General features: G+C 57.9%; 21 protein-coding genes and 2 pseudogenes. 18 read left to right on the forward strand and 5 right to left on the reverse strand.

Annotation, left to right across the window (positions count from 1 at the left end):
- Window positions 1-264 precede the first annotated feature (264 nt).
- The 5 genes from FHT73_RS27280 to FHT73_RS29770 all read left to right on the forward strand — a co-directional run bounded on the left by FHT73_RS27280 (window position 265) and on the right by FHT73_RS29770 (window position 8,569).
- On the forward strand, window positions 265-465 hold the full coding sequence (locus tag FHT73_RS27280) for a hypothetical protein (RefSeq protein ID WP_112611511.1): 201 nt from the start codon (window positions 265-267) through the stop codon (window positions 463-465).
- Between the two features lie 254 nt (window positions 466-719).
- On the forward strand, window positions 720-1,712 hold the full coding sequence (locus tag FHT73_RS27285) for a GH25 family lysozyme (RefSeq protein WP_112611509.1): 993 nt from the start codon (window positions 720-722) through the stop codon (window positions 1,710-1,712).
- 25 nt (window positions 1,713-1,737) lie between these two features.
- On the forward strand, window positions 1,738-3,657 hold the full coding sequence (locus tag FHT73_RS27290) for a GH25 family lysozyme (protein WP_162708137.1): 1,920 nt from the start codon (window positions 1,738-1,740) through the stop codon (window positions 3,655-3,657).
- An 85-nt stretch (window positions 3,658-3,742) separates the two neighbouring features.
- Entirely contained in the window at window positions 3,743-8,359 is a 4,617-nt protein-coding gene (locus tag FHT73_RS27295) for a CHAT domain-containing protein (RefSeq protein WP_183716123.1), read from the forward strand.
- Window positions 8,360-8,443: 84 nt separating this feature from the next.
- The gene (locus FHT73_RS29770; protein ID WP_281409884.1) at window positions 8,444-8,569 is read left to right on the forward strand and encodes a hypothetical protein; all 126 of its coding nucleotides are present in this window, start codon (window positions 8,444-8,446) and stop codon (window positions 8,567-8,569) included.
- Between the two features lie 98 nt (window positions 8,570-8,667).
- Here the strand turns inward: FHT73_RS29770 and FHT73_RS27300 are convergent, their stop codons facing one another.
- The 4 genes from FHT73_RS27300 to FHT73_RS27315 all read right to left on the reverse strand — a co-directional run bounded on the left by FHT73_RS27300 (window position 8,668) and on the right by FHT73_RS27315 (window position 12,889).
- Window positions 8,668-9,381 (reverse strand): IS6 family transposase, encoded by a 714-nt coding sequence (locus FHT73_RS27300; RefSeq protein ID WP_183716125.1) that lies wholly within the window; start codon window positions 9,379-9,381, stop codon window positions 8,668-8,670.
- A 149-nt stretch (window positions 9,382-9,530) separates the two neighbouring features.
- Entirely contained in the window at window positions 9,531-10,031 is a 501-nt protein-coding gene (locus tag FHT73_RS27305) for an NUDIX hydrolase (protein WP_183716127.1), read from the reverse strand.
- Window positions 10,024-11,709: a Na/Pi cotransporter family protein gene (locus FHT73_RS27310; protein ID WP_183716129.1), complete on the reverse strand. Its 1,686-nt coding sequence runs from the start codon at window positions 11,707-11,709 to the stop codon at window positions 10,024-10,026. Before FHT73_RS27310 ends, FHT73_RS27305 begins: the two co-directional genes overlap by 8 nt.
- A gap of 178 nt (window positions 11,710-11,887) precedes the next feature.
- Window positions 11,888-12,889, reverse strand: coding sequence for a LacI family DNA-binding transcriptional regulator (locus FHT73_RS27315; RefSeq protein WP_112610367.1), 1,002 nt, complete (start codon window positions 12,887-12,889; stop codon window positions 11,888-11,890).
- A gap of 185 nt (window positions 12,890-13,074) precedes the next feature.
- Here FHT73_RS27315 and FHT73_RS27320 point away from each other — a divergent pair, with 185 nt between their 5' ends.
- The 11 genes and pseudogenes from FHT73_RS27320 to FHT73_RS27370 all read left to right on the forward strand — a co-directional run.
- Window positions 13,075-14,103, forward strand: coding sequence for an ABC transporter substrate-binding protein (locus tag FHT73_RS27320; RefSeq protein ID WP_112610369.1), 1,029 nt, complete (start codon window positions 13,075-13,077; stop codon window positions 14,101-14,103).
- Window positions 14,104-14,193: 90 nt separating this feature from the next.
- Window positions 14,194-16,431 carry an iron ABC transporter permease gene (locus FHT73_RS27325; protein WP_183716131.1) on the forward strand — a complete coding sequence of 746 codons (2,238 nt, stop codon included), beginning with the start codon at window positions 14,194-14,196 and terminating at the stop codon, window positions 16,429-16,431.
- A complete protein-coding gene (locus FHT73_RS27330; RefSeq protein ID WP_112610373.1) occupies window positions 16,428-17,492 on the forward strand; it encodes an ABC transporter ATP-binding protein in 1,065 nt (354 codons plus the stop codon). The genes FHT73_RS27325 and FHT73_RS27330 overlap by 4 nt, the downstream gene beginning before the upstream one ends.
- A 37-nt stretch (window positions 17,493-17,529) precedes the next feature.
- Window positions 17,530-18,330: an inositol monophosphatase family protein gene (locus FHT73_RS27335; RefSeq protein ID WP_183716133.1), complete on the forward strand. Its 801-nt coding sequence runs from the start codon at window positions 17,530-17,532 to the stop codon at window positions 18,328-18,330.
- A gap of 157 nt (window positions 18,331-18,487) precedes the next feature.
- On the forward strand, window positions 18,488-19,798 hold the full coding sequence (ugpB, locus tag FHT73_RS27340) for a sn-glycerol-3-phosphate ABC transporter substrate-binding protein UgpB (protein WP_162708082.1): 1,311 nt from the start codon (window positions 18,488-18,490) through the stop codon (window positions 19,796-19,798).
- Between the two features lie 66 nt (window positions 19,799-19,864).
- Window positions 19,865-20,746, forward strand: coding sequence for a sn-glycerol-3-phosphate ABC transporter permease UgpA (ugpA, locus tag FHT73_RS27345; RefSeq protein ID WP_112610379.1), 882 nt, complete (start codon window positions 19,865-19,867; stop codon window positions 20,744-20,746).
- A 9-nt stretch (window positions 20,747-20,755) separates the two neighbouring features.
- Complete coding sequence (gene ugpE / locus FHT73_RS27350; RefSeq protein WP_112401258.1) at window positions 20,756-21,604, forward strand: sn-glycerol-3-phosphate ABC transporter permease UgpE; 849 nt, start codon at window positions 20,756-20,758, stop codon at window positions 21,602-21,604.
- Window positions 21,604-22,656 carry a sn-glycerol-3-phosphate import ATP-binding protein UgpC gene (locus tag FHT73_RS27355; protein ID WP_112610381.1) on the forward strand — a complete coding sequence of 351 codons (1,053 nt, stop codon included), beginning with the start codon at window positions 21,604-21,606 and terminating at the stop codon, window positions 22,654-22,656. The genes ugpE and FHT73_RS27355 overlap by 1 nt, the downstream gene beginning before the upstream one ends.
- Before the next feature lie 141 nt (window positions 22,657-22,797).
- Entirely contained in the window at window positions 22,798-23,415 is a 618-nt protein-coding gene (locus FHT73_RS27360) for a DUF47 family protein (protein WP_112610383.1), read from the forward strand.
- Window positions 23,415-24,416, forward strand: a complete 1,002-nt coding sequence (locus FHT73_RS27365; protein ID WP_112610385.1) for an inorganic phosphate transporter — start codon at window positions 23,415-23,417, stop codon at window positions 24,414-24,416. The genes FHT73_RS27360 and FHT73_RS27365 overlap by 1 nt, the downstream gene beginning before the upstream one ends.
- Before the next feature lie 225 nt (window positions 24,417-24,641).
- Window positions 24,642-24,989: pseudogene (locus FHT73_RS27370) on the forward strand (transposase); the annotation flags it as partial.
- A 223-nt stretch (window positions 24,990-25,212) separates the two neighbouring features.
- Here FHT73_RS27370 and FHT73_RS27375 read toward each other — a convergent pair.
- Window positions 25,213-25,455, reverse strand: a complete 243-nt coding sequence (locus tag FHT73_RS27375) for a hypothetical protein (RefSeq protein WP_183716135.1) — start codon at window positions 25,453-25,455, stop codon at window positions 25,213-25,215.
- Window positions 25,456-25,488: 33 nt separating this feature from the next.
- Between FHT73_RS27375 and FHT73_RS27380 the strand changes: the two genes are divergently transcribed.
- Window positions 25,489-26,193 (forward strand): IS6 family transposase, encoded by a 705-nt coding sequence (locus FHT73_RS27380; RefSeq protein ID WP_183716137.1) that lies wholly within the window; start codon window positions 25,489-25,491, stop codon window positions 26,191-26,193.
- Window positions 26,194-26,247: 54 nt separating this feature from the next.
- Window positions 26,248-26,441, forward strand: a pseudogene (locus FHT73_RS27385) (DDE-type integrase/transposase/recombinase); the annotation flags it as partial.
- Window positions 26,442-26,447 lie beyond the last annotated feature (6 nt).

The raw sequence follows: 26,447 nt of genomic DNA on the forward strand, positions 1-26,447 counted from the left end.
GCTCGTATAGCCGATCGGGCACAGAAGGCAGAGCTATCGCGTCAATACGAGTTGAAGCGGACCCTGAACAAGGGGCTGGGATTGGGGATGTAGTTTGCTAGCAGGTGGGTGTCCCGGGTTAAGGCACCAGGCCATTTGGCTTCGGCAATCCCGACCCTTTTCAGGCCAGGAGGGGTCTGCTGCTGCAGGCGGAACTCCAACCGTCGCATTCTTTGAAATTGCCGTTACTTTTCCTGCTCGTCAATCTGGAACAAGGAGATCGCCATGGTGAAGCTTGCATATGGTTTAGGAGGACTGCTTGTTCTGATCGGTCTCGTCTGGATGGGGCAGGGCAGTGGGTATTTTCCGTATCCGGCCGAGAGCTTCATGATCGACCAGTCGCCCTGGATTTATCGGGGAGCCCTGGTCGCCATTGTCGGCGTTGCGGTGATCGTGCTGGCGCGACGCAAGCGGCCGTTGCCGTGATTGCACGTGTTCAGCACAGCGAGTTACCATCCGGTATTACTTCATTCGCTGCGCAGATAGCTTTACAATATACAAAGTAAGGTCATTGATAGTATTCGGGCTCAATCATAATAAGGTATGCCGATTGAGCGAATTGCTTGCAACGGTTTCTATAAAAATTCGAATTGCAACTTGACGCTGTTATACAAATAACGCAGAGTTTGCCTTGGTCGCAATATCTAAAATTCGCTAAACGTTAGGCTGAGGATTTCTCCATGGTCAGTGTACGCTTTGCTTTGCCTGTTGCGATTATTTGCTTGGCCCTTACTCAGCAGGCAGCGGCAGAAAACAAACCTTCGACGGAAACGAATAACTGGGAACCACTGGAGAACGATGTTCCGCGAGAGGATTTATTTGCGTATATCGTAAAAGACCGATTAGCGGGAGGAGCCATATCGCCTGGAGAAGAAGGCCCTATATCCGCGCCACTAAAGGGTAATTTTAGTTTCCCTCACGACGCAATAGTTGACGACGCTACTGGACTGAAGCGGACTGCATCAATCTTTGGAATAGACATCAGTCATTACACCGATTCCAGCTTAGATCTAACCGCATTGAAACGGCAGAAAATCGATTTCGTCTACGTCAAAGCGACGCAAGGTACGAAATACGGGGATGCGAAATTTCCTCTGTTTTGGGCAAGCCTCGGCCAAGGACCCGCAAACTATAGGGTTCTAAGAGGAGCCTATCACTTTCTGTCTTCGTCAGGTGATGGCAAAGCACAAGCCGATCGGTTCATCAGCTACGTCAACAAAGCTGGCGGCTTTGGACCGGACGACCTGCCGCCCTGCGTCGATCTCGAATGGGATGTAGACAAAGTCGGCGGGCCCGATAAATGGCTCTCGCGCACGCCGGACGAAATTGTTGATACCGCCGTGGCTTGGCTAGAAAGAGTTGAGGCCGTTACCCATAAGATACCGATGATTTACACCAACCGAGTTTGGTGGCAGAGCGCGATAAAATCCGAGTCCAAGTTTTCCCGTCTAGCTCAGTATAGGATTTGGATTGCTGATTATTCAGGCAGTGATCGTGTCATCGAAGTCCCCTCTGTTCCAGGAGGAGGCAACGCTCATATTTGGCAGTTCACCGCCACGTCACATTTGGCAAACTACGGCAAAGGGCTCGATGCCAATATTTACAAAGGGTCTCGAGCCCAATTCGCTAGCGAGATGCAAATCAGCCCGTCGATTGTGGGGCAAGATCAATAATTGGCGAACCGTGGATATTGGCAGCATGCAGGCTCAAACGAATGCTGAGACAAGATTGAGTGATGCCGCCCGCGATCTTTGCGAGCTGGTTCGCAAATTCCGAACTCGTTTTGTGATATGTTTCGTTGTATGGCTTCTCGGCTGGTCTCAATCACATGCGGACATTCGCTGCACTATACCGCCTGCGACCGAACCAAACGGACCGACGGTAAAATCTGAGGATTTCTGCGAATACTTTAAAACATACAGGCCAAGTGGCTCTGAAATTGATCCGAGAATCTTAAGGGCAATGGGCCTCAAGGATTCGGACAGCGACAAAGCGCGTCGGCTCGCAATTATTGTCGGCGTGGGGGAGTATCCGAACCTCAATTCCGACCAAAATCTCCTAGTATCCGCAGATAACGATATCCAACACCTAATAGAGTTTCTACGGACAGACCAACAGTTTGACGAAATCATAGTATTGCGGAACAAGGATGCCACAAGAGAAAATATAGAGTACTTTCTTACCTCTTATTTGAAACACACGGCCAACTCATACAGTGGTCACACACAATTTCTATTTGCCTATTCCGGACATGGTTTTCCGTCACAGAACACCGGTGAATCAGCCCAATTGGCTCTGTTTGGCATATCGGGGTTTGACGACTACGATCATTCGCTCGGTCTTGGCATCCTTGCGCAATGGCTGCGAGATTTAAGCAGCACTAATTTCAGCTCGGTGGCACTGATAAACGCTTGCTACGGCGGTGACATATTCGGCACGTCATATGGCGGAGCAAATCCTGACGCGCCTGGCAAACCTGGCGGATGGGCGCTGACCGCTGGTGCGGCGGACGATCTCGTCTGGTCATCGGGTAAAAGCAATGCGGGAAGTATCTTTTACGATCTGATGATCGATGGAATAAAAACAGGAAAGGCTGATCCATTCTATGGACAAAAAGTGGTCGATAGGGAAGCTCACGTCGTCCGTCAGGAATCACTTGTTCGTCTAGGGCAACTGAATGGCTATCTCACTGGCGAAATAGAAAACTTAGGGATGAATCCCAAAACGAGCAGACCGTACTCGTATCCAAATATCGGTGTACTGCAAAATCGGGGCACCGCCCAGGGAGGGTTCTTTTTCCTGGCGCCAAGAGTTGTCGTGCAACTGCCGCCAAAACCGGACGGCACACGGGAAACAAACCCGATCGGCGAATACGGGCCCGTCAGCAGCATCTATCATCGAGCCGATCTAAAAGTATTCAATGATCCCGACGACTACCCGATAAAGGGCGTTCAGCTGTCATCTCGACAACACGACATTGATTGGAGTCAGGTAAAGAACAGGGTCAATTGGGTCTACATCAGGGCAACAGACTTTGGTGGTAGCATAGACAGCAATTTCTTGGCTAACTGGTCAGATTCGGCTAAGGCCGGGATGCCGCGCGGGGCGTATCATACCTTCGATCCCTGCATGGCGCCGTCAGACCAGCTGAAGACGATTGAGGAGGAAGTCCCTGTAATGAAGGACGCCTTGCCCATTGCCATCGATGTTGCCTACCATTCGAACCGCGATTTCACCGAAAATATCACCACCTGTCCGAACCTGGGGGATGAGGCCGGAATCAAGAAATCCATTCTCGAGCTGGCCAACCAGTTGAGGGGTTACTACGGGAAGCTACCGATCATCGTTGGCGATAGCTGGGCATTCTCGAACCTCATAGATGATGACTTTCGTTCGTTTCCCATTTGGATGCACGAGATCGACAACGGCCATCCATCTGTCCGCCTTGCTGGAAGCAATCCTTGGACACTATGGCTGACGAGCAATGCCTCCGTGCTGCCGGGAACCCAAGGGCACTTTGATGAGAGCGTTTTTTTTGGAACGCCTGCCCAGTTTGCGGGCTTCCAAAAGGGTAGCGAGAACATAGCACTTTCGGCAGCTGGATCTGGCGAGAAATAGTCTGACAATGTGAAGCCGGCTCTATGACGCTTCCGCCAACACTGACGGTTTCCACTAATTGGCTCCTAAGACCGGAGTAACTCGAATGGGTTGTTTTAGCGAGGGGTATCTTGTTGCGTTTGGTATGTTGGCCTTGGCGACCTGTAACTACTACCCAGGAGTGGCCGTCGCGGGGACAGTGGGCCTTGTGTCTGATGAAACATCGCACGGCAGGGGCTGCCGGCAGGCAGCGGCATTGCCGACGCCAACCAACGGCGGACCGGACTTCGAGACTATTGATCCCGCGGTGGCAATTTCCTTGTGCCGTCAGGCGATCGCCGAAAACCCCACTGATCTCGCGTCCTACGCGTATCTTGCAAGGGCACTGGTAAAAGCCGATCGCAATCAGGAAGCCTTCGATCTGTTGCAGCCATTGCGCGAGAGCGGATCGGAAGCCGTCGAGGCGTATCTTGGAGTCATGTATGAGTACGGCTACGGCACCAAGCAAGACGATGCCGAAGCGGCGGTTTGGTATCGTAAAGCCGCGGAGCAAGGAAATGCGACCGCCGAGGACAATCTCGGCATCCTGTACGAAAACGCTCGAGGTGTCCTTCAGTCCTATGCCGAGGCGGCAAGCTGGTATCGCAAGGCTGCCGATCAAGGGCTTTCCAGCGCTCAGAACCATCTCGGCAATATGTATTATCAAGGACACGGGGTCACGCAGGACTATACCGAGGCAGCAAGCTGGTTCCGCAAGGCCGCGGATCAAGGAAACGTCGACGCACAGAGCGAACTGGCTGCAATGTACTACAATGGCCAGGGTGTGCCACAGGACTATACCGAGGCAGTTCATTGGTACCGCAGGGCCGGCGACCAAGGAAATGTTCGCGCTCAATACCTTCTCGGTCTACTGTATGGAAACGGATTGAATGTGCCACAGGACTACGCTGAGGCGGTGCTTTGGTACCGCAAGGCCGCGGATCAGGGCTATGCCGACGCCGAGAAAGAACTGGCCGATATGTACGTCAACGGCAAAGGCGTAGCACAGGACAACACGGAAGCGGCGCGATGGTACCGCAAAGCAGCCGACCAGGGAAACGTTGACGCAGGAGTGAACCTCGGAGTTTTGTACGCCAACGGTCGTGGTATGTCGAAAAACGAGGTTGAGGCGGTGCGCCTCTATCGCAAGGCAGCGGATCAGGGCAATGCCGTCGCCCAATATAACCTTGCTGGTATGTACAGCGAGGGTCGGGGCGTTACCCGTGACGATTCTCAAGCCCTGCGTTGGTATAGCAAAGCTGCCGACCAGGGTAATGCCCCCGCTCAAAACGCTCTCGGCATCATGTATGCAACTGGCCAGGGCATACCGCAGGATTACACGGAAGCTGTGCAATGGTATCGCAGAGCCGCTGATCAGGATGATGTCGATGGTCAAGGAAATCTCGCAGACGCCTATGGGAGTGGAGAAGGACTTCCGCAGGACTATATCGAAGCTCTGCGATGGTATCGCAAGGCTGCCGATCAGGGCAGTGCCCATTGGCAGGCAAGACTGGGCAGGATGTACGAACACGGCCACGGCGTGGCACGGGACTATGCCGAGGCACTGCGTTGGTATCGGAAGGGAGCGAACCAGGGCGATGCTGATGCACAATCGAAGCTTGCCGATCTCTTTAAAGATGGCCGGGGAGTGCAGCAGGATTATGCTGAGGCAGCCCGCTGGTACCGAAAGGCGGCAGATCAGGACGATGCGTCTGCTCAGTACAATCTCGGCACCTTATACTTCAGCGGCCGTGGGGTGCCGCAGGCTTACGACGAGGCGGTTCGCTGGTATATTAAAGCGGCTCGAGGTGGCGATGATGCGAGCCGCGAGATAATTGGGAAAGCGTATCTTAACGCTGACGATCCTCTGCATGCCGACCTCATCACGACCCCGGGTCTACAGACGGCCCTCAGTGAGGCCGCCGTCGATATCGGCGTCTCTTTCGAGGAAAGCAAGGTCGATTGCTTCTCGTATCTGGTCGACTGCGGCGAGATCGCCTGGCGGCGGCTGGATCTGGCGAAGGCGGCAAACTGGTACAGAATGGAGGCCGTTAGCAATCCAGAGGCGGCTTTCCGGCTCGGTCGCCTACTCGACGCTCATCCGGAACTTGCGCAGTCCGCGGGAGAAGCTCTCATCCATCTTCATGTCGCGGCGGATGCCGGCAATCCGGAGGCCGGCTTCATTCTGGCAACCCGTAACCTTTCTGCGGTGCCGCCCGGTGACCGGCTCGGCCGTGTCGAGGCAGCTCTTGCATCCCTTTCCCCGGAAACGGCGATCCGACTTGCCTTCGCAGGTGCCACTGGCCGCTTCAGCGATCCGGTCATTGCGCCAGCTTACCTTTATCTCAAGACCCGTGCCGACCAGGGCGTTGCCGAGGCGGCCGTCGGGTTGATCTACGTCTATGCCTTCTACGGGGCCTATGGCGAGGCGGAGAAGGTCGCGGGCACGCTTAGCAATGCCGACTGGTTCGAGTTGTCGGGCTGGGACTATTCGATCGACCACTTTCTCGACTTCTGGCTCGAACAGACCGGTAGGGGTAACCTCCCCAGGGAGGGTAGCCTCGACGGCGTGCAACACCTGCTTTCGACCCTGTCGGATAAGGGCAGCCAGACTGCGGCCAGGCTCCTGTCGAAGCTCGACGGCGTCAAGGAGGCCGCCGCCGCCCATCCCGCGACACAAGCACCAGCATCCGGACCAGTGATGCCGGCACTGACTGCGGCCGAATGGCAGGCGGCGATCGACCGCATCCAGACCCGAATTGCCGAGAAGCAGAGGCTTGGAGGCCTCTCCCCGCTGATTGTCGAACTCTACCGGGCGCTGTCCCGCGCCCAGGCCGCACTTGGCAAGAAGGAGGAAGCCGTCGAGTCGGCCCTGGTCGCGCTGTCGGCTGGCGAACAGATAAACGCTGCGACCCGCTATCAGACGGGCAGCTTGGTCTACCATCTCGAACAGTCATGCCAGTTGCGCAAAGCGAGCGAGTACCTGAACGGGCTTGAACAGAACGAACTGTCCCTTCTACTCGCTAAAGCCGCGGTCAACGACCTGCAGGATGCCAGAACGGAACTGACGGGACTTCCAGCCGGCCTCCAAGGTTGCTTCCGCGACCAGATCAGCGACCAGTATCGCGTACTGGCCGACCTGTTCATCCGGCAGGGGCACTTCCTCGAAGCGGAATGGGTTCTCGGTCAACTCAAGGACTTCGAGACCTACGAGTTCAATCGCGAGGAAAGAGCTTACGCCGGGGAGGCGTTAAGCCACACACCGATGACGGATGAACAGAACAGCGTGCTGGCACAGATCATGAGCTTGCCGCTGCAAGAACTCGTCCGGCTGAACCAAAGGTCGGAAGACCTTGACCGGGATACCGATCCGACTGACGCGGTCCGGATGGAAAAAACCGAGGTTGAAGACCAGTTACTCAAGGCAAAACAAGACCTCGATAGTCAGCTCGCGGCACTGAAGGACAACGTCACGAAGCTCAGGCCGCCGGATGAAGCTACGACCCTCAACGCGGCGCTCATGCCAGGAGGGGTTGAGAATCTTGCGAGCACGCTCAGGAAACTTCCGGCAAACACAGCAATCTTCTATACGGCAGTCCTGCCGGAGCGCATACACATCCTGATCACGACAAGCGCCGGAACAGAGCATTTGGTGGTCCCCATGCCGGAAACGCAGCTGAATGGCATGATCGGAAAGGCTCGCGCCGAGCTGCAGGACAGCACGAAAGATCCGATCCCCACTCTCCAGACGTTGTATGATCTACTTTGGAAAGCCGCCGATCCCGACCTGCGTAAGCTTGGTATCACCGATGTCGTGCTCTCGCTCGACCGCCAGCTGCGATATCTTCCGTTCGACGCCCTGCATGATGGCCAGTTCTATCTCGCCGAACGCTACCGCTTTAATCTCCTGACAGCAAAGGAAAACGCCCAGCTCGGTGTGCGAGGCGGCTTTCCCAATCTAACCGTCCAGGCGTTCGGAACATCACTGGGACGAAGCCCGAACTTCGAACCGCTTCCCAATGTGCCACAAGAGATCGACGGCATCGTCAAAGATCCCGGGGTTGACAGACTTGGTGTGCTGCCCGGCAATCGCTGGCTCGATGGCGCCTTCAATCGCAAGAACTTGGCTGCTGCTCTTGCCAGCAAGCCGCATCCGCCCATCGTTCACATCGCCACCCATTTTGCGGTAGGGGCCAGCGATGATACTTCACGCCTGCTGCTGGGCGACGGCCCGATGTCGCTGACGGATATCAAGAAGATCATAGCAACGCACCTTCCAGCTTTCCAGGATATCAGGCTTCTCGTGCTCTCGGCCTGCGAGACCGCCTTAGGGAATGGCAATGAGCTGGAAAGCATGGGCGCCGTTATGCAGGATAACGGCGTCGAATCGGTCATCGCCACGCTCTGGCCGATCGCCGACTCGTCAACCGCGGCATTCATGGTCCGCTTCTACACCTATCTCAATCTTGGCGTGCCCCGCGGTGAAGCATTGCAGCGCACTCAAATCGACTTCATACACAATAGACAGGACAGCCCGGTGGCCACGCAGCCCGATGCGCCCCCTGCCATCATCGCCTCGAACGCAGCCGAACTCACCCCCTCTTCAGCCCCCGCTCACATCTTCAACAACTTCTCACACCCGAGATACTGGGCACCCTTTATCCTCATGGGGCAATGGAAGTGAAACGGTCTGGCGTTGGGGCGGGATGGACCGCGTTCAAGAAGGACCCGACAGGCGATATGATAGGCAAAGGGGAGCTCACGTTCGATGCAAGACCCTATCTACAAGACGGTGGTCGCAGCCAAGATTGGTTTGCTGTTTTCGCATCCGGAGGGTGGCCGTGTCATGGCTGCGCTCCGGCTCGTGGAGATCTCGCAGTCCGACCTTGGGTGAAAATCGATGGCGATGCCCTGCAGTTCGACAGGGAATATGTGAAATGGTGGCGTCGCCTTAATGGAAGCCAGGATCTAAAGGGTGGTGCTGTCGGCTTTTCAGGCGTCAACCGACAATGCGATTTCACGCCAGGTGGTGACGGCCTGGGTGCGGAGTTGGCGATGATCAGTGGCAGAGAGATGTTTCCGATGAAGCTGAAAGAGGTTGGCGACCTGACCATGGACCGAGACGAAACGTTGACATTGTCGCGCTGACTTAAAGCACATCATTCGCCGCTCTCGGCGCCGTAGCGGCAGATGAGAATTTTCGGCACGGTTGTTCAATCCCTTGTGCGATCGATGCTCTACGCCCGGCATCAACTCGGCCTTCGCGGCGGAATACGAACGCAGCTTGTCAGTCACCAGCACCCGTGGGGTGGTACCCTGGTTCTTAAGCAGCCTGCGCATCAGACGCAGCGCTGCTGCCTTGTTCCTTCTGCTTTGCAGCAGGGCATCGAGGACATAACCGTTTGCATCGACGGCGCGCCACAGCCAGTATTTCTTTCCCTTGATCGTCACCACCATCTCATCGAGCTGCCACTTGTCGGCAAAGTGGCCTCGTGAGCGCCGCCGGAGCTGATGAGCGAACTTCAAGCCGAATTTTGCCGCCCATTCCGTGACGGTCTGAAACGTGACCGTGATGCCGCGCTCCGCCAATAGATCTTCGACGTCGCGCAGGCTCAGCGGGAATCGATAATACAGCCATACCGCATGGGCAATGATCTCAGCAGGAAACCGGTGGCGTCTGAAGTGAGCATGCGGGGCTTCGGTCATGACAGACCGAATACCAAGTCGATTCAAACCAGCCGGTTAAGGCGACGCCACCATTGCGGATTGAACGAACAATCAGCGCATATGTATGGCTGCTTGTCTTCTGGAAATCAGCGAGGCGCTAAGGCCAATCGCCCTCCCATTCGGAGGGCTCATACCTCGTTTTTCTTATTCTCTTTGAGCACCATATCGACCCTGCGCAGCAGGCTTTTCAACTCTGGCTCGCGGACATGAGCGGCGGCCTCATTGGGCGAGAACCACTGCAGGTGGCGCTGACCGCGCTCGGGAAAGCGCTCGACTAATTCGGCGACTTCAAGCAGATGAACCTGAACGACGGCGGGGACAGTATCGCCGGTATCGAGAGACTTCAAATAGGTGTAATAGCCAAAACTCTTCTTCCTGGCCTTTCCCTTGACGCCGGCCTCTTCCCAGGCCTCACGTTCGGCGACCTGATGCGGCAGCTTGCCAACGATCGGCCATCCCTTTGGAATGATCCACCGACGGCTGTCGCGCGAGGTGATCAGCAGGATTTCTACATCTTTCAGCACCGGCGAGCGCCTATAGCAGATCGCGGCATATTGCTCGATCGGCCGACCGGCGAAGAGCTTTTCTGCCGCGTCCGCCAAACGGCTGAGATAGGTCTTTTTACTCATGTGCGGTCACTGCAACCGGTTGGGCCGGGCCTGGAGTCCGGCTTTGCAGGAGTTCGCCGCGCTCCTCCAGAACGGGATAGGCGGCAGCGGCGACCAGATGGGAATTGATCTGTTTGAGATCACGTAGCAGGTCGAGGTGAAGAGAACTGGTCTCGACGGTCTCGATCCCGCCTTGCCGCAGGCGTTGGAAATGAGCCTCCGTACCCTCACGCTCCGCTTTGCGAAAGATAACCTTCTCCTCCGCCAGCATGCGAGCGGTGCTCTCGTTTTGGGTCATGAGCAAGGCCGACGTCGTGCGCAGGTTCGTCTGCAATCGATCGAACAGCCGCGCCAATTCAAGTTGGCCCTCCTTCGAGAAGTTCAGACCCCGGCGCAGACGTTTGGCCAGATGCGGCAAGAGGTTCTGATCGAGAACGTCGCCGGCGTGTTCCATATTCATCGAGAACAGCAGGATCTCGTTCAAGCGTCGTCTGTCGGCCTCGCCGAGTTCATCGGGATCGATCGAGGTGAGATAGGTCTTTACGGCCGCATTCAGACTGTCGAGGATATTGTCCAGCGACCGCAATCGCGTCAGCGCCTTTCGATCCGTATCCGACAGGGCAGTCTTGGCGCCGGCGAGCATTTCGGAGAGGACATCGACCAATCTCAATGCCTCCCGTGCTGCCGCGCCAAGCGCGACGACAGGCGTCTCCTTGGCAGCCGGGTCGAGATATCGGGGACGCGTCGGATCGGCCTCGTCAATCTTCCGCGGCAGCAATTTGGTCAGGAGATCGGCATAGGGCCGCAATAGCGGCATGAACACCATGGCCAAAACGACGTTGAAGGCGGTATGAAAATTGGCGACGGCGCGGGCGCTATCGCTATCCACCAGCGCCGACAGGCGCGTGACCGGTTCGAGAAAGCCGATCAGTGCGGCGACGCCGACAATGCGTGTCATCATATTGCCGATGGGCAGGCGTTTCACCGATAGATCGGTCCCCGATTGCCCTTCGATGAGCGGATTGATCGCGGTTCCGAGATTGGCGCCGAGAACAAGCGCAAAAGCCTGGTCGACATTGACAAGGCCCTTGCTCGCGAGAGACATGATGAGCAGCACGACGGCCACGCTGGAATGGGCGGCCCATGTCAGAATAGCGGCAAGGAGCATGCTCAGCACCGGCGTCGCGGCAATCGCATCGAGGACATAAGCCAGCGCCGTCGACCCCTCATACTGCGTCATCAAGTCGAGAAGCTGATGCAGCGCCAGAAGCATGAAGCCAAGCCCGATCATGACCCGGCCAAGATCGTGCACGCGTGAATTCCCGGTTCGGCGGAACATCAGCACGCCGATCAGGATCAGCGCCGGGGAAGCCGCCGCGACATTGAAAGACAACACCTGGACGATCAGGGTCGTGCCAACATTGGCTCCCAGCATGACGGCAAGCGCCGGCACAAGATCCACCAGGCCACCGGCCGCGAAGCCGGAAGCCATCAGGCCGGTTGCCGTGCTGCTCTGCAGGACGGCAGTGACGCCGATCCCGGCAAAAAACGCCTTGCTGCGATTGCTAAGCGCGCGGCCCAGAAAAGACCGCAGATCAGGTCCGAAGGCGCGCTGAATGCCGGTCTGGACCATACGCGTGCCCCAGAGCAGAAGGGCGATGTGGCCGGCCAGAGCAACGAGGCCGAGGATAAGCGCCATAATGGTCCTCCATAAGCCTGCGATCTCTCCCGAGACAAGCGCCGGGCATCAAGATTGCAGATTGTAAACTTTCATTAGCCGACTATGTTCTTTGTCTTTGCACCTTTTGCAAGGGCGGATTGTCATAAAACTGTCGTAAATCAAGTTTTTGTTTTATAAACAACGGGATACGGTCCCCCTATCCGCCTCTGATCGTCTCGCGCCAGACGAGGTCCGCCTGCATTGTCAAAGACTTGCCCTTGACAATGCCGCTTTCGGCCAACCAGGTTACGGCCTCACGTGCAATTGCCGTGACTGGCTGCGAAAACGTGGTCAGCCGGTAGGAAGACCAGGACGCCTGTTCGATGTCGTCGAAACCGACGACGCAGAGCTGCTGCGGGATCGACAAGGAAAACTGATGGCGAGCGGCATCCATGAAGCCACAGGCTAGCAGATCGGTCGCACAGAAGACGGCATCGGGCCGCTCCTTTCGTGTCAGCAGGCGCTGTGCCACGATCTGACCCGCCTCATATCCGGTCCAACCATGCCTTTCCACCACGACACTAAGACCGTGCTCGCGAGCGGCGGCTATAAAGCCCTCCTCCCTTGCCATGAGGCTTGGCGTACCAGCCTCAGAATTCGCAAAGGCGAGCCGCGCGCAGCCAGCACGCACAAACGCCGTTACCACACGTGCGGCCGCCTCGCGGTCGTCGAGATTGATGTGCAGCGGCCCCGACTGATCTTCATCGCGATTGATCAATACGAGCCGCTGTCCGCTCCGCAGACAGAGCTGCGTAATCGACTTGTCCGGCAGGCCTGAAAGGATCACGGATGCATCGGCCCGGTAGCGGATCGCCTGCTGCAGCGCTTTGTTGACGCTGCCGTCGGAACGATCGGTATTGATCAGCATCGCCACCTTTCCGGCAAGTTGCAAGTGCAGCGTCAGTTCGCGTAGAAGGGCGGAGCGATAGGGTGTCGCGACATCCGAAACGATGAGGCAGACGATGCCGCTTTCGTTGCGCATCAACCCACGGGCAAGATGATTGACCTGGTATCCCAACTCTTCCGCCGCCTGCAGGACCTTCTGCCTGGTAGCCTCGGAGACGCTCGCCCCCGGCGTGAAGGCGCGCGAGACCGCCGAGCGCGAAACACCTGCGCGCTGCGCCACTTCCTCAGCGCTGACAAAATCTCGTTGCGACACGGCGCCTCCCCTATTCGCCACAAGACTTCATCATAGTTTGCAATCGCGTGCAACACATTGATCATGTCGGCATTGTGAAACTTTTGTGAAAATTCGGGTTGACAGCGCAAGCCGAGCAATGCAGCATTTGCACACGCTTGCAAAAAGCGCTCGGCGTGGAGGCGCCGCATAGCAGGGAGGACATCATGCGATTGATCAACATGGCTGCGGCAACCCTTGCCGCGGGAATATCTCTTATTGCCTGGTCGGCCCATGCAGCCGGCGATCTCAATGTGATCTGCTCTGCCGATCCCGAAGTCTGCGATCTGATGAAGGGGCTGTTCGAGAAGCAGAGCGACATCAAGGTCAACATGGTTCGGCTTTCGGCCGGCGAAACGTACGCCAAGATCCGCGCCGAGGCGCGTAATCCAAAGACGGACATCTGGTGGGCTGGAACCGGCGATCCGCATTTGCAGGCCGCAGCCGAGGGCTTGACGCTGGAATATAAATCACCGCTTTTCGATCAGCTTCAGGGCTGGGCGAAGAAGCAGGCAGAAAGCGCCAATTTCCGTACGGTCGGCGTTTATGCGGGAGCGCTTGGCTGGGGCTATAACACGGACATCTTGAAGAAGAAGGGCTTGAAGGAGCCCAAATGCTGGGCCGACCTTCCTGACCCCTCCTATAAGGGCGAGATCCAGATCGCCAATCCGAACTCGTCGGGGACATCCTACAACACGCTAGCGACACTTGTGCAGATCATGGGCGAGGACAAGGCCTTCGATTACCTATCGAAGCTCAATGCCAATGTCTCGCAATATACCAAGTCTGGTTCCGCCCCTGTGAAGGCGGCTGCTCGCGGGGAATCGACGATCGGCATCGTTTTCATGCATGACGCGGTTGCACAGACCGTCGAAGGCTTTCCCATCAAGGCGGTCGCACCGTGCGAAGGCACGGGCTACGAGATTGGCTCCATGTCGATCATCAAGGGCGCCAGAAATCTAGATAATGCCAAGAAGTGGTATGATTGGGCGCTCAGCGCCGAGGCGCAATCGCACATGAAGGATGCCAAGTCCTATCAGCTTCCCTCCAACAAGTCGGCTGCCGTTCCGAAGGAAGCCCCGAAGTTCGAGGACATTAAGCTGATCGACTACGACTTCAAGAAATACGGCGATCCCACGATCCGCAAGGCCCTGCTTGCGCGATGGGACAAGGAAATCGGCGCCAAGGCCAACTGACGGCTTTTTCGACTGCCCTCGCAGGCCGGTTCCTCGCACATCCGACCTGCTTCATCTCTGAATTTTGCTGAATGGGATGCGAATCCGACCATGACCAATAGCAAACGCCGGCTGGATGTTGCGCTGATCTTCGGTACTGCTGCCCTGATACTACTCCCATGGTATCGCATCGAGGGCGGCTTCTTCAGCCTTGGCTGGTTAGGCAGCTTTCCAAGCGACCCCTCCACAGCGCCTGGGATCCTGCAGATTGCCAGCTACGGCCGATGGTGGCTCGCGATCGCCGCCGGGCTCCTAATGCTCGGTGGCATCGCGCGCTTCATATCCAGTCCGATGTCGCGCGGCGCGCTCATGACGCTTGCCGGTGCATTGGGTTTTGCCTTTTTGTCGCTGCAGGGACTCGCGATCACGTCGGCGGGCTGGAGCTGGTCGATCTGCGAGACCATCTTCGGTGCGCTGGCGGACGGCCAACCAGCGATGGGTGCCGGCGCCATTATCCTAGGCATCGTCTTCGTCCTGCTCTTTTCATTTGGCCTTGCCGAACGCGGCGTAATGAAGGGCGATGCCTTCGTTGTCAGTGCCGTCACCATGCTGGTCGTGCTGGTCGCGATCTTTGTGTTCTATCCCGTTGGCAGCATGTTTGTCGGCGCTTTCCAGTCATTCGACGGATCGTTCGATCCCGGCGGCTTCACGACGAACATCCAGGATCCGTCGATCTGGAGTCTTGGCTGCGTGGTTGGCGGCGACCGTTGCGGTGTGGCCTGGCGCACACTCTTGCTGGCGATCCTGACGGCAGGCGCGTCGACGCTACTTGGGCTCTGCTTTGCCCTTGTCGCCACTCGCACCCGCTTTCCCTTCAAGAAGGGACTGAGGCTTCTCACGATCCTGCCGATCATCACACCGCCCTTCGTAGTCGGTCTGGCGCTGACCCTGCTGTTCGGACGGGCCGGTGTAGTCACCCAAGCTGCGGCCTCGATCTTCGGAACCGAACCCAGCCGCTGGCTCTATGGCCTGACGGGTATCTGGATCGCGCAGGTTCTTTCCTTTACGCCAATTTCCTTTCTTGTCCTCATCGGCGTGGTCGAAGGCGTCAGCCCGTCGATGGAAGAGGCGTCACAGACCCTGCGCGCCAATCGCTGGCGCACGTTTTGGCGCGTGTCCCTGCCGCTGATGAAGCCGGGTCTCGCAAACGCCTTCCTGATCGGCTTCATCGAAAGCATGGCGGATTTCGGCAATCCGATGGTTCTCGGCGGCAGCCACGGGGTTCTGTCGACAGAGATATTCTTCAGTGTCGTCGGCGCACAGAACGATCCGTCGCGCGCGGCAGTCCTTGCCATGATCCTGCTCGTCTTCACGCTCAGCGCCTTCCTCGCGCAACGCCTCTGGCTACAGGGCAAGAGCTTTGCGACGGTGACAGGCAAGGGAGATTCGGGCGCTCATGGCGCCCTGCCCCGCGGCCTCTCGATCGCGGTCCATACGCTCGTCATCCCCTGGATGGTGTTCACCGTCGTTGTCTACGTCATGATACTCTTCGGCGGCTTTGTCCGCACCTGGGGTCTCGACAACACGCTGACGGTGGAACATTACGTCAAGGCCTTCTCGATCGGCCTACGTGACGATGGCGGCATCGCCTGGACCGGTGTTGCCTGGAACTCCTTCTGGACGACGATGGAGATCGCCCTGATCTCCGCGCCCTTGACGGCTGCCGTCGGCCTTCTGACGGCCTATCTGATCGTGCGCCAGAAATTCGTCGGGCGCGGCCTGTTCGAATTCGCGCTGATGATGAGCTTTGCCATCCCCGGCACGGTCATCGGCATCAGCTACATCATGGCCTTCAACCTGCCGCCGCTGGAGATGACCGGGACTGCGCTCATTCTCATTGCCTGCTTCGTGTTTCGCAACATGCCGGTCGGTGTGCGCGGCGGCGTTGCCGCCATGAGCCAGCTCGACAAAAGCCTCGACGAGGCATCGCTGACATTGCGGGCCGACAGCCTGCGCACCATCCGGAAAGTAATTCTGCCGCTGCTGCGGCCGGCGATTACCGCAGCACTTGTCTATTCCTTCGTACGGGCCATCACCTCGATCAGCGCCGTTATCTTCCTCGTCAGCGCCCAGTACAACATGTCCACGGCCTATATCGTCGGCCTGGTCGAAAACGGCGAGTATGGCATCGCAATCGCTTATTCCTCCGCCCTTATCGTCGTCATGATATCAGTCATTGCCGGGTTCCAGCTGCTCGTCGGAGAAAGGCGGCTGCGGCGCGTAAACCGCGTCGCGATGACGCCGTCGCCGACCGCGCCCGCATCCATCGTTCAGGAGAAAACCGCATGAATCCGAAGGCTCCCGGTTCCGTCGTCTTCGAGAATGTTCGAAAAACCTTCGGCGCGTTCACGGCCATTCCCGATCTGTCGCTCACCATCGAGCCCGGCACGCTCGTCACCCTGCTCGGCCCTTCCGGCTGCGGCAAGACGACGACGCTTCGCATGCTGGCGGGGCTGGAACACCCCTCCTCCGGCCGCATTCTGATCGGCGGCAAGGATGTCACCATGCTTCCGGCCAATGAACGCGACGTCTCGATGGTCTTCCAGAGCTATGCCTTGTTTCCGCATATGACGGCGCTCGACAATGTCGCCTATGGACTGGAATCCTCCGGCATGAAACGCAGGGACGCACGCGAGAAGGCGGAAGGTGCGCTTGGCCTTGTCGGCCTTGCCGGCATGGGCTCGCGTCTTCCGGCCGAACTTTCCGGGGGCCAGCAGCAGCGTGTCGCCGTGGCGCGTGCGCTCGTCGTCGAACCTCAGGTGCTGCTTCTCGACGAGCCGCTTTCCAATCTCGATGCTCGGCTGCGCCGGCGCGTCCGGACGGATATCCGCGAATTGCAGCAGCGGCTTGGCTTTACTGCCGTCTATGTGACCCATGACCAGGACGAAGCACTTGCCGTATCCGATCGCATCATCGTCATGAAGGATGGCGGCATCGCGCAGCAGGGTGCACCGCGCGAGCTCTACGATACGCCAGCCTCCGCCTTCATTGCCGACTTCATGGGCGAAGCCAATGTCGTGCCATGCGATGTCGTCGAAACCGACGGCGATGGCGTCACGATCACGATCCAGGGACTTCGCCACAGGGTCAACAGCCGTTCGGTCAAATGCGGTTCCGCGCAGCTCGCCGTGCGGCCGAACGCGATCATTCTGACGCCAGGAACAGGCAACGGCCAGTTCAATGGCCAGATCACTCATTCCGCCTATCTCGGCGATCACGTCGAGTACGAGGTAAAGACCGATCGCGGATCGCTCTTCGTTGTCGATGCAACGGTCGATTCCGCCCTTCCTCCCAACACCGATGTCACGATCGCTTTCAAGGATCGCGGCATTGCCGTCATCGGCGGCTGATTGCCGTCAAACATCAGACGATTAAGGACCTAGCTGCATGACCTACGTTACCCTCGCCGATCTCGAAGCACGCCTCGTTCTTGCCGAGACCATCGCCCGCGAGGCCGGCAATCTCGCTCTCGACTATTTCAAGCGGCGCGAGACCCTGATCATCGAAACCAAGCGCGACCTGCAGGATGTTGTCTCGATTGCCGACCGGGAGGTTGAAAATCTCATCCGCGGAAGCATCCATACGGCGCATCCTCAGGACAGCATCCTCGGCGAGGAATATGGTCTGGAAACCGGCACCTCCGGCTACACCTGGGTCGTCGACCCGATCGATGGGACGAGCCCCTTCGTCAACGGCATGCCCAACTGGTGCGTTTCCATCGCAGTATTGCGTGACGGCACTCCCGTGATCGGCGTCATCTCGGCACCATGCCACGATGAGCTTTACGTCGCCGCGCACGGCAGAGGTGCCACCTTGAACGGCAAGAGCCTCAAGCTGGATGCATCGCGCAATATCCGCAACGCCGTGACTGGCATCGGCGCCAACAATCATGTCTCACCCGCCTTCGTCGCGAAAATGGTCGAGCAGGTTCTCGAAGCCGGCGGCAATTTCATCCGCAACGGCTCGGGCGCCCTGATGCTCGCCTATGTCGCCGCCGGCCGCCTGGTCGGCTATTACGAACCATACATGCATGCCTGGGATTGCCTGGCCGGCTATTGCCTCGTGAAGGAAGCCGGCGGCTGGTACCATCCCTTCCCGACGGAAGGCGAACGTCTGACCAAGGGATCGGTGGTTCTGGGTGCCGCCCCGGGTGCGATCGACGATCTGAAAAAGATAGCTGGCTTATAAGTTTTCCCGGTAGACAACAGTTGAGTAAGCATTAGTTTAAATGAACGCGCTTGCAAGTTGATCGTCACATCCGGCGGCAGTGCAGCGCAAAGCGGGTCGGCCGATCGAGGAGGATCGACCAAGCCGTTTCACGGAACGAATAATAATGGGAGGAAAAATGCCTAATCGCCTCGCGTGGAGCTGCCTTGTAGCGGCAGCAATTTCATTCGGAGGAACGTCGCACGCGTTTGCAGTGACCGAGCTGCAATGGTGGCACGCAATGTCGGGCGCCAACAACGAAGTCGTCGAGCAACTGGCCAAGGAATTCAACGAGGGCCAAAAGGACTATAAAATTGTTCCGGTGTTCAAGGGCACCTATCCGGAAGCGCTGAATGCCGGTATTGCGGCGTTTCGCTCCAAGCAGGCGCCGGCGATCCTGCAGGTCTTCGACGCCGGCAGCGGCGTGATGATGGGTGCGGAAGGCGCGATCATGCCGGCGGCCGATGTGTTGAAGAAGGGGGGCTACACGTTCGACAAATCACAATACTTGTCGGGCATCGTCTCCTATTATTCAAAGCCGGACGGCACGATGCTGTCCTTCCCCTATAATTCGTCTTCGCCGATCCTCTACTACAACAAGGACACCTTCAAGAAGGCTGGGCTCGACCCCGAGAATCCGCCGAAAACCTGGCCTGACGTCTTCGAGGCCGCCAAGAAGATCAAGTCGAGCGGCGCATCGGCCTGCGGCTTCACCTCGACCTGGCTCACCTGGATTCAGACCGAGAATTTCGCAGCCTGGAACAATGTCAGCTACGGCACCAACGAAAACGGGCTGGGCGGCACCGACGTCAAGCTGGCGTTCAATGCACCGCTCTTCGTCCAGCATTTCCAAGCGATCGCCGATCTTGCCAAGGATGGCACCTTCCGCTACGGCGGCCGCACCTCGGAGGCCAAGCAACTCTTCACCTCGGGTGAATGCGGCATTCTGACGGAATCGTCTGGCGGCCTTGGCGATATCATCAAGAGCGGCATGAATTACGGCATCGGCCAGCTTCCCTATTATGATGGTGAAGGCCGGCCGCAGAACACCATCCCGGGCGGCGCCAGCCTCTGGGTTTTCGCGGGCAAGAGCGATACCGAATACAAAGGCATCGCCGAGTTCTTCCATTTCCTCTCACAGACCAAGATCCAGGCGCGCCTGCATCAGGTTTCGGGTTATCTGCCGGTGACAATGGCCGCCTACGAGGAAACCAAGAAATCCGGTTTTTACGACAAGAATCCCGGCCGCGAGACGCCGATCCTGCAGATGCTCGGCAAGGCTCCCACGACCAACTCCAAGGGCGTTCGCCTCGTCAACCTGCCGCAGGTGCGCGACATCATGAACGAGGAGTTCGAGGCGATGCTGGCCGGCAAGGAAGATGCCAAGACGGCACTCGACAAGGCCGTCGAACGCGGCAATGCCGCTATCCAGCAAGCCATCGGCAACTGATGCACTGATACGGTTTGGCCCGCGGCCACCAAGGCTGCGGGCAGTTTCCCATCACAGGAGATCGCCGTGCAGCGCGTCGTCTTTCCAAACAAGATCCTTCCTTATTTCCTGGTCGCACCGCAGATCATCCTGACGGTCGTCTTCTTTTTCTGGCCGGCAAGCCAGGCGCTTTATCAATCGACACAGCGCGAAGACCCCTTCGGGCTGAAGAGCGGCTTCGTGGGGTTTGCGAATTTCCGCGCGATTTTGTCTGACGGGACCTATCTGCATTCCCTGCAGGTGACGGTGATTTTCAGCGTTGCGACGGCGCTGCTGTCGATGATTGTTGCGCTCGCGCTCGCCACTGCTGCCGACAAGGTGGTGCGCGGACAGACGCTCTATCGTGCGCTGCTGATCTGGCCCTACGCGGTCGCACCCGCCGTCGCCGGCATGCTCTGGCTGTTCATGTTCAACCCGGCCATGGGCACCTTGGCCTATATTCTGCGCCGCAATGGCTTTGCCTGGGATCCGCTGCTGAACGGCAACCAGGCACTGGTGCTGGTCATTGTCGCCGCCGCCTGGAAACAGATCAGCTACAATTTCCTGTTCTTCGTCGCGGGGCTGCAGGCAATCCCCAAATCATTGCTCGAAGCGGCCTCCATCGACGGTGCTCGCGGCAATCGGCGCTTCTGGACGATCGTCTTTCCGCTGCTAGCGCCGACGACCTTCTTTCTCCTGGTGGTCAATACGGTCTACGCCTTCTTCGACACCTTCGGCATCATCCATGCCGTCACCGGCGGCGGACCGGCAAAGGCGACAGAGACCCTGGTCTACAAGGTCTACAATGACGGCTTCGTCAATCTCAATCTCGGCTCGTCGGCAGCCCAGTCCGTCGTCCTCATGGTGATCGTGATCGCGCTGACGGCATTCCAATTCCGCTTCGTCGAGAAGCGCGTGCATTATGCGTGAGGCGAGACGATGATTGAAAAACGCCCCATCGCCAATCTGATCGGCCATCTGATGCTGATCATCGGCATTATCATCGTCGCCTTCCCGATCTATTACACCTTCGTCGCCTCGACGATGACGTCGGCCGAGATTTTGCGGCCGCCGATCTCGCTGCTGCCCGGCGGCCATTTCGCCGAAAACTATGGCGAGGCGCTGAACGGCGGTGTCGAGCGCGTGGTCGGCGTCAGCCTCGAGCGGATGCTCTGGAATACATTTGTCGTTGCAGTCGTCATCGCTGCCGGCAAGATCGCGATCTCTTTCCTGTCGGCCTTTGCCATCGTCTTCTTTCGCTTTCCACTGCGGATGGTGTTCTTCTGGATGATCTTCGTCACGCTGATGCTGCCGGTGGAGGTGCGCATCTTGCCGACCTACAAGGTTATCGTCGATCTTGGAATGATCGACACCTATGCAGGTCTGACTTTACCGCTGATGGCGTCGGCAACGGCGACATTCCTGTTCCGGCAGTTCTTCCTGACGGTGCCGGGGGAGCTGCTGGAAGCCGCCCGCATCGACAATGCCGGCCCCTTTCGCTTCATGCGCGATATCCTATTGCCGCTGTCGAAGACCAATATCGCAGCCCTTTTCGTGATCCTCTTCATCTACGGCTGGACGCAATATTTGTGGCCACTGCTCGTCACCAACGACGCGAAGATGTCGACGATCATTATTGGGCTGCGGAAAATGGTGGATTTCGCCGATGCGGCGACACCCTGGAATTTCGTGATGGTGACGGCGATCCTGGCGATCATCCCGCCCATTCTCGTCGTCGTGCTGATGCAGCGCTGGTTCGTCAAAGGTCTTGTGGAGACGGAGAAATAATGGCTGGGATCACCCTCAAGGATGTCCGCAAAACCTATGGCGGCAACGTTGATGCAATCAAGGGCGTGTCGCTCGATATCGCCGACGGCGAACTCGTCGTGCTGGTCGGGCCTTCCGGCTGCGGCAAGTCCACGCTCCTGCGTATGATCGCAGGTCTTGAAGCCATCACATCCGGCGAAATCAATATAGGCGGCCGCATCGTCAATCGTCTGGAACCCTCCGAACGCGACATCGCGATGGTCTTTCAGAACTATGCGCTTTATCCGCACATGACCGTGCGCCAGAACCTGGCATATGGTCTGAAGAACAGGAATGTGCCAGCTGCGGAAATAGACCAGCGCATCCAGTCGGCAGCTCGATCGCTGGAGATCGAATCTTTCCTCGAGCGCAAGCCACGTCAGCTCTCCGGCGGCCAGCGGCAACGTGTGGCGATGGGCCGTGCCATCGTGCGCGAGCCGGCGGCGTTCCTGTTCGACGAGCCGCTCTCCAATCTCGATGCCAAGCTGCGGGTGCAAATGCGTGTCGAGATCAGACGGCTGCAACGATCTCTCGCGACCACGAGCGTCTATGTCACCCATGACCAGATGGAGGCCATGACGCTGGCCGATCGCCTGGTCGTCTTGAATGGCGGGCGAATCGAACAGGTCGGCACACCCATCGAACTCTATGAACGACCCGCCACGACCTTCGTTGCGACCTTCATAGGCTCGCCTTCCATGAACCTTCTGAAATCTACCGAAAGCAGCACAATTGCGCTTTCACCCGGCGGCCGCCTTATCGGCGCTGACACGACGATCGGCGTTCGGCCCGAGGACCTTCACCTGGCCGATGGCGCGAGCGATGCGGCGTTCAGCGCAAAAGCGCGTGTCCAGGCGGTGGAGCTCGTCGGGGCGGAAAGCTATGTCTACGGTGCTCTGGCGGATGGCCAAACCATCGTCTTTCGAGTTTCGGGGCGGTCCCGGATCGCAATTGACAGCGAATGCGTGGTTGCCGCTTCCGCCGACAGCCTGCATTTCTTCGACGGTCACGGGAACCGATTAGACCGCGCATAAGCAGTTCAAATCTTGTGATGAGACTGTCGGAGAGCGCCGTTTTGCGGATGTCTCGGCTTTCCATGTCGGGCCCCGTCATTTATGACGGATTTATGACAACGCCTGTTTGGAGTGCGGAAAGTGAACTGGTTTCGTAGACTGATGCCGAGAGAAGACCGTTTTTTTGATCTTTTCTCTCGACATTCGCGCACGATCGTCAGCGCGGCGGAAGCTCTGAACGAATTGCTGGCTGGCAAAGACACGGAGCAGCACTGCCAGCGCATCGTTGAGCTCGAGAACGAGGCCGATGACATCACGCGCGAAGTTCTGCTTGCCACTCGGCGCAGTTTCATCACGCCCTTTGACCGTGGCGACATCAAGGATCTCATCATGTCAATGGACGATGCGATCGACATGATGCACAAGACGGTCAAGACCATCCGGCTATTCGAACAGGACAGCTTTGATCCCGGTATGCAGGAAATGGGCAAGGCGATCGTCGAGGCCGCAAAACTGGTAGCCGAGGCAATCCCTCTCCTTGATCGCATGAGTGCCAACTCTTCTCGCCTCAGCGCGCTCACTGAAGAGGTCGTAAAGGTCGAGGGTCGCTCCGATGAGCTACATGATCAAGGTCTAAAAGATCTCTTTCGCCGGTATGGCGGCACCAATCCAATGGCATACATGATCGGCAGCGAGATCTTTGGTGAATTGGAGAAGGTGGTAGACCGTTTCGAGGATGTCGCCAATGAAATCAACGGCATCGTAATCGAGAACGTCTGATGGAGGCCACTCTCGCTTTCCCATTGCTGGTGGGCCTCATCGCGGTGGCATTGTTCTTCGATTTTTTGAATGGGCTGCACGACGCAGCCAACTCAATTGCCACCATCGTCTCGACCCGGGTCCTGCGACCGCAATACGCCGTGTTATGGGCCGCATTCTTCAATTTCATCGCTTTCCTGTTCTTCGGGCTCCACGTCGCCGAAACCCTCGGCACCGGCATTATCGATCCCAACATCGTCACGCCACAGGTCATCTTCGCCGCCCTGATAGGGGCGATCATATGGAATATCGTGACCTGGGTACTGGGCATCCCATCAAGCTCGTCGCATGCTCTGGTCGGTGGCCTCGTCGGTGCCGGCGTGGCGAAGATTGGCATGGATGCCATTGTTTGGTCCGGCCTGCTGAAGACGGCCGGCGCCATCGTCATGTCGCCACTGCTTGGCTTCGTGCTCGCGCTCTTCCTCGTGCTGTGCGTGACATGGATATTCGTTCGCCAGACGCCTTTCGCCGTCGACAGCACCTTCCGCGTCCTGCAATTCGTCTCCGCTTCTCTCTACTCCCTCGGCCATGGCGGAAACGACGCCCAGAAGACCATGGGCATCATCGCCGTACTGCTCTACTCCCAAGGTCATACCGGTGCGGAGTTCCACGTGCCCCTGTGGGTGGTGTTATCCTGTCAATCCGCGATGGCGCTCGGGACACTGTTTGGCGGTTGGCGGATCGTGCACACGATGGGCTCGAAGATCACGAGGCTCAATCCAATGCAGGGCTTTTGCGCTGAGACCGGTGGCGCCTTGACCTTGTTCGCCGCGACATGGCTTGGCATCCCAGTCTCGACGACCCATACGATCACGGGCGCAATCGTCGGTGTCGGCGCCGCGCGGCGGATCTCGGCGGTTCGATGGGGATTGGCGAGCAATATCGTCGTCGCATGGATAATAACCCTGCCCGCGGCGGCGGCTATCTCGGCAATAGCCTACTGGATCACGAACTGGGTGTGAATCGGCGTCGCCGAATGACCCCGCCCATCCTTGAAATATCAACAGCTTGTGACGCCGATTTGCCCCTAATCATCGCGCCGATTCACAGCCAGCATTTCCGTTTGCGCCTTCCCGATCTTTGCGGCGACCTGTTGGTCTAGAGCGTTTCTGATTTTGTTAGAATCGCAGATTCCCTTTTGCTGTGGAATGTGATTCAAGATGCTGGCTGAGAGGAGGTCAGCATCGATGGTCGCACCTCTTTCGAATGATCTGCGTGAACGTGTCGTGGGCGCTGTAGCGGCGGGAGAGAGCTGCCGCTCGGTGGCGGTGCGGTTTGGTGTCTCGGTCTCATCTGTGGTGAAGTGGTCGCAGCGGTATCGCCGCAGCGGTTCGGTCGCGCCCGGTCAGATGGGAGGGCATCGCAAACGTCTTTTGGAACCACATCGCGCTTTCATAGCCGAGCGGATTGCGCAGAGCCCGCAAATCAGCCTGCATGGTCTCAAGGACGAACTGGCGGTCAGAGGCGTCATTGTCTCGCATGACGCCGTTTGGCGTTTCCTGCGCCGCGAGGGGCTGCGCTTCAAAAAACGTATGGCTCGCCCGTCTGCAAGTGGTATGAAAGAGCCTGATCAATCTGCACCAACGTATCCGGTCTCAAAGCATGCCTTGGCCAAGATGGAGCTCCGCACGCCCTGATCCTCATAAACGCTTCGGCGAGGTCCGCCATCTTTTTGATCGGGTTTTCAAGGCGTCGTCTAACTGTCAGGCCATCTTCCTCATTCCACCCGCAGATACTCGCGAGGCAGCAACGCCTCGACTACGACACGGCGGCTGTGTGTTCGAACATCACACGTTTCTGCAACACTGCCCAAATGATGCGCGCCATCTTTGCCGCCAATGCGACGATAACGATGTTTGGATGAGCGCGCGCGATCAGTCCTCGTAGCCACGCTCCAGTTGCGGTCTGGGTTCGTGCCAGATGCGGCATGGCGGCCCTGGCCCCATGGATCAGCATGCGACGCAGGGCTTCTGTTGCAAACTTCCTGGTTACTGGTGACATGGCATTGATCTCCGGAAGTCGCGGAGATTGGCAATGTTCAAAGGTCGGCATTTCGAGCAGTCGGTGATCTTGCTGTGCGTGCGCTGGTATCTGAGCTATGGCCTGAGCCTGCGCGACCTGAAGGAAATGATGGCCGAAGGCGGCATCAGCGTCGATCATTCGACGATCCATCGCTGGGTCGTCCACTTTGCGCCCCCGTTGGCGGATCGGTTCAATCGGCGCAAGCGCGCCATCACTGGCAAGCGGCACGCCGACGACACCTATATCAAGGTTCGCGGCCGATGGACGAATCTCTATCGCGCCATCGACAGCAACGGCGACACGGTCGAGTTCTTCTTCAGCGAGAAGCGCAACCCGCCGGCTGCCAAATGCTTCTTCAGAAAGGCTTTCGCCCGGCACGGCCGGTCGGAGCGCATTGTCATCGATGGCAGCCAGACCAACCGGGAAGCGATCATTTCCTGTGACACCACAAGCCGCCTTCAGGATCGGTCCTGCCGTCGCCCTGAATCCCTATGCATTCGACAGAGTCAGTATCTGAACAACCGCATCGAGCAGGATCACCGGCGCATCAAGCGGCGTGTCAGACCGATGCTCGGCTTCAAGTCATTTAAATCGGCCATAGCAACATTGTCCGGAATTGAGATGATCCACATGCTACGAAAGCGCCAATTGCAGGACGCTTACGCTGCCAACCCGTCAATCTCTGATCAGGTTGAGAGCCTGGCTGCCGCGTTCTGAGCAGCCGTGGCAATCGGTCGACGCGACTACCTCAAATTTTGCAACAGAACCGATGAAAGGGCCGTGCTCGTAGATCATTCCACGATTTATCGCCGGGTCCGGAAATAAGCGCCGGAAATGGAAAGCGGTTGCGCTCGCACTGGCGCCGGCCGCAGTCAACAAGCTGGCGCGTCGATGAAACCTACGTTAAGGTGCGCGGACAATGGACCTACCTTTTCCGGGCCGTCGATAAATTCGGCAACACCATCCAAATA

The sequence above is a fragment of the Rhizobium sp. BK098 genome (assembly GCF_014193155.1).
In the GTDB taxonomy this organism is placed as follows: domain Bacteria; phylum Pseudomonadota; class Alphaproteobacteria; order Rhizobiales; family Rhizobiaceae; genus Rhizobium.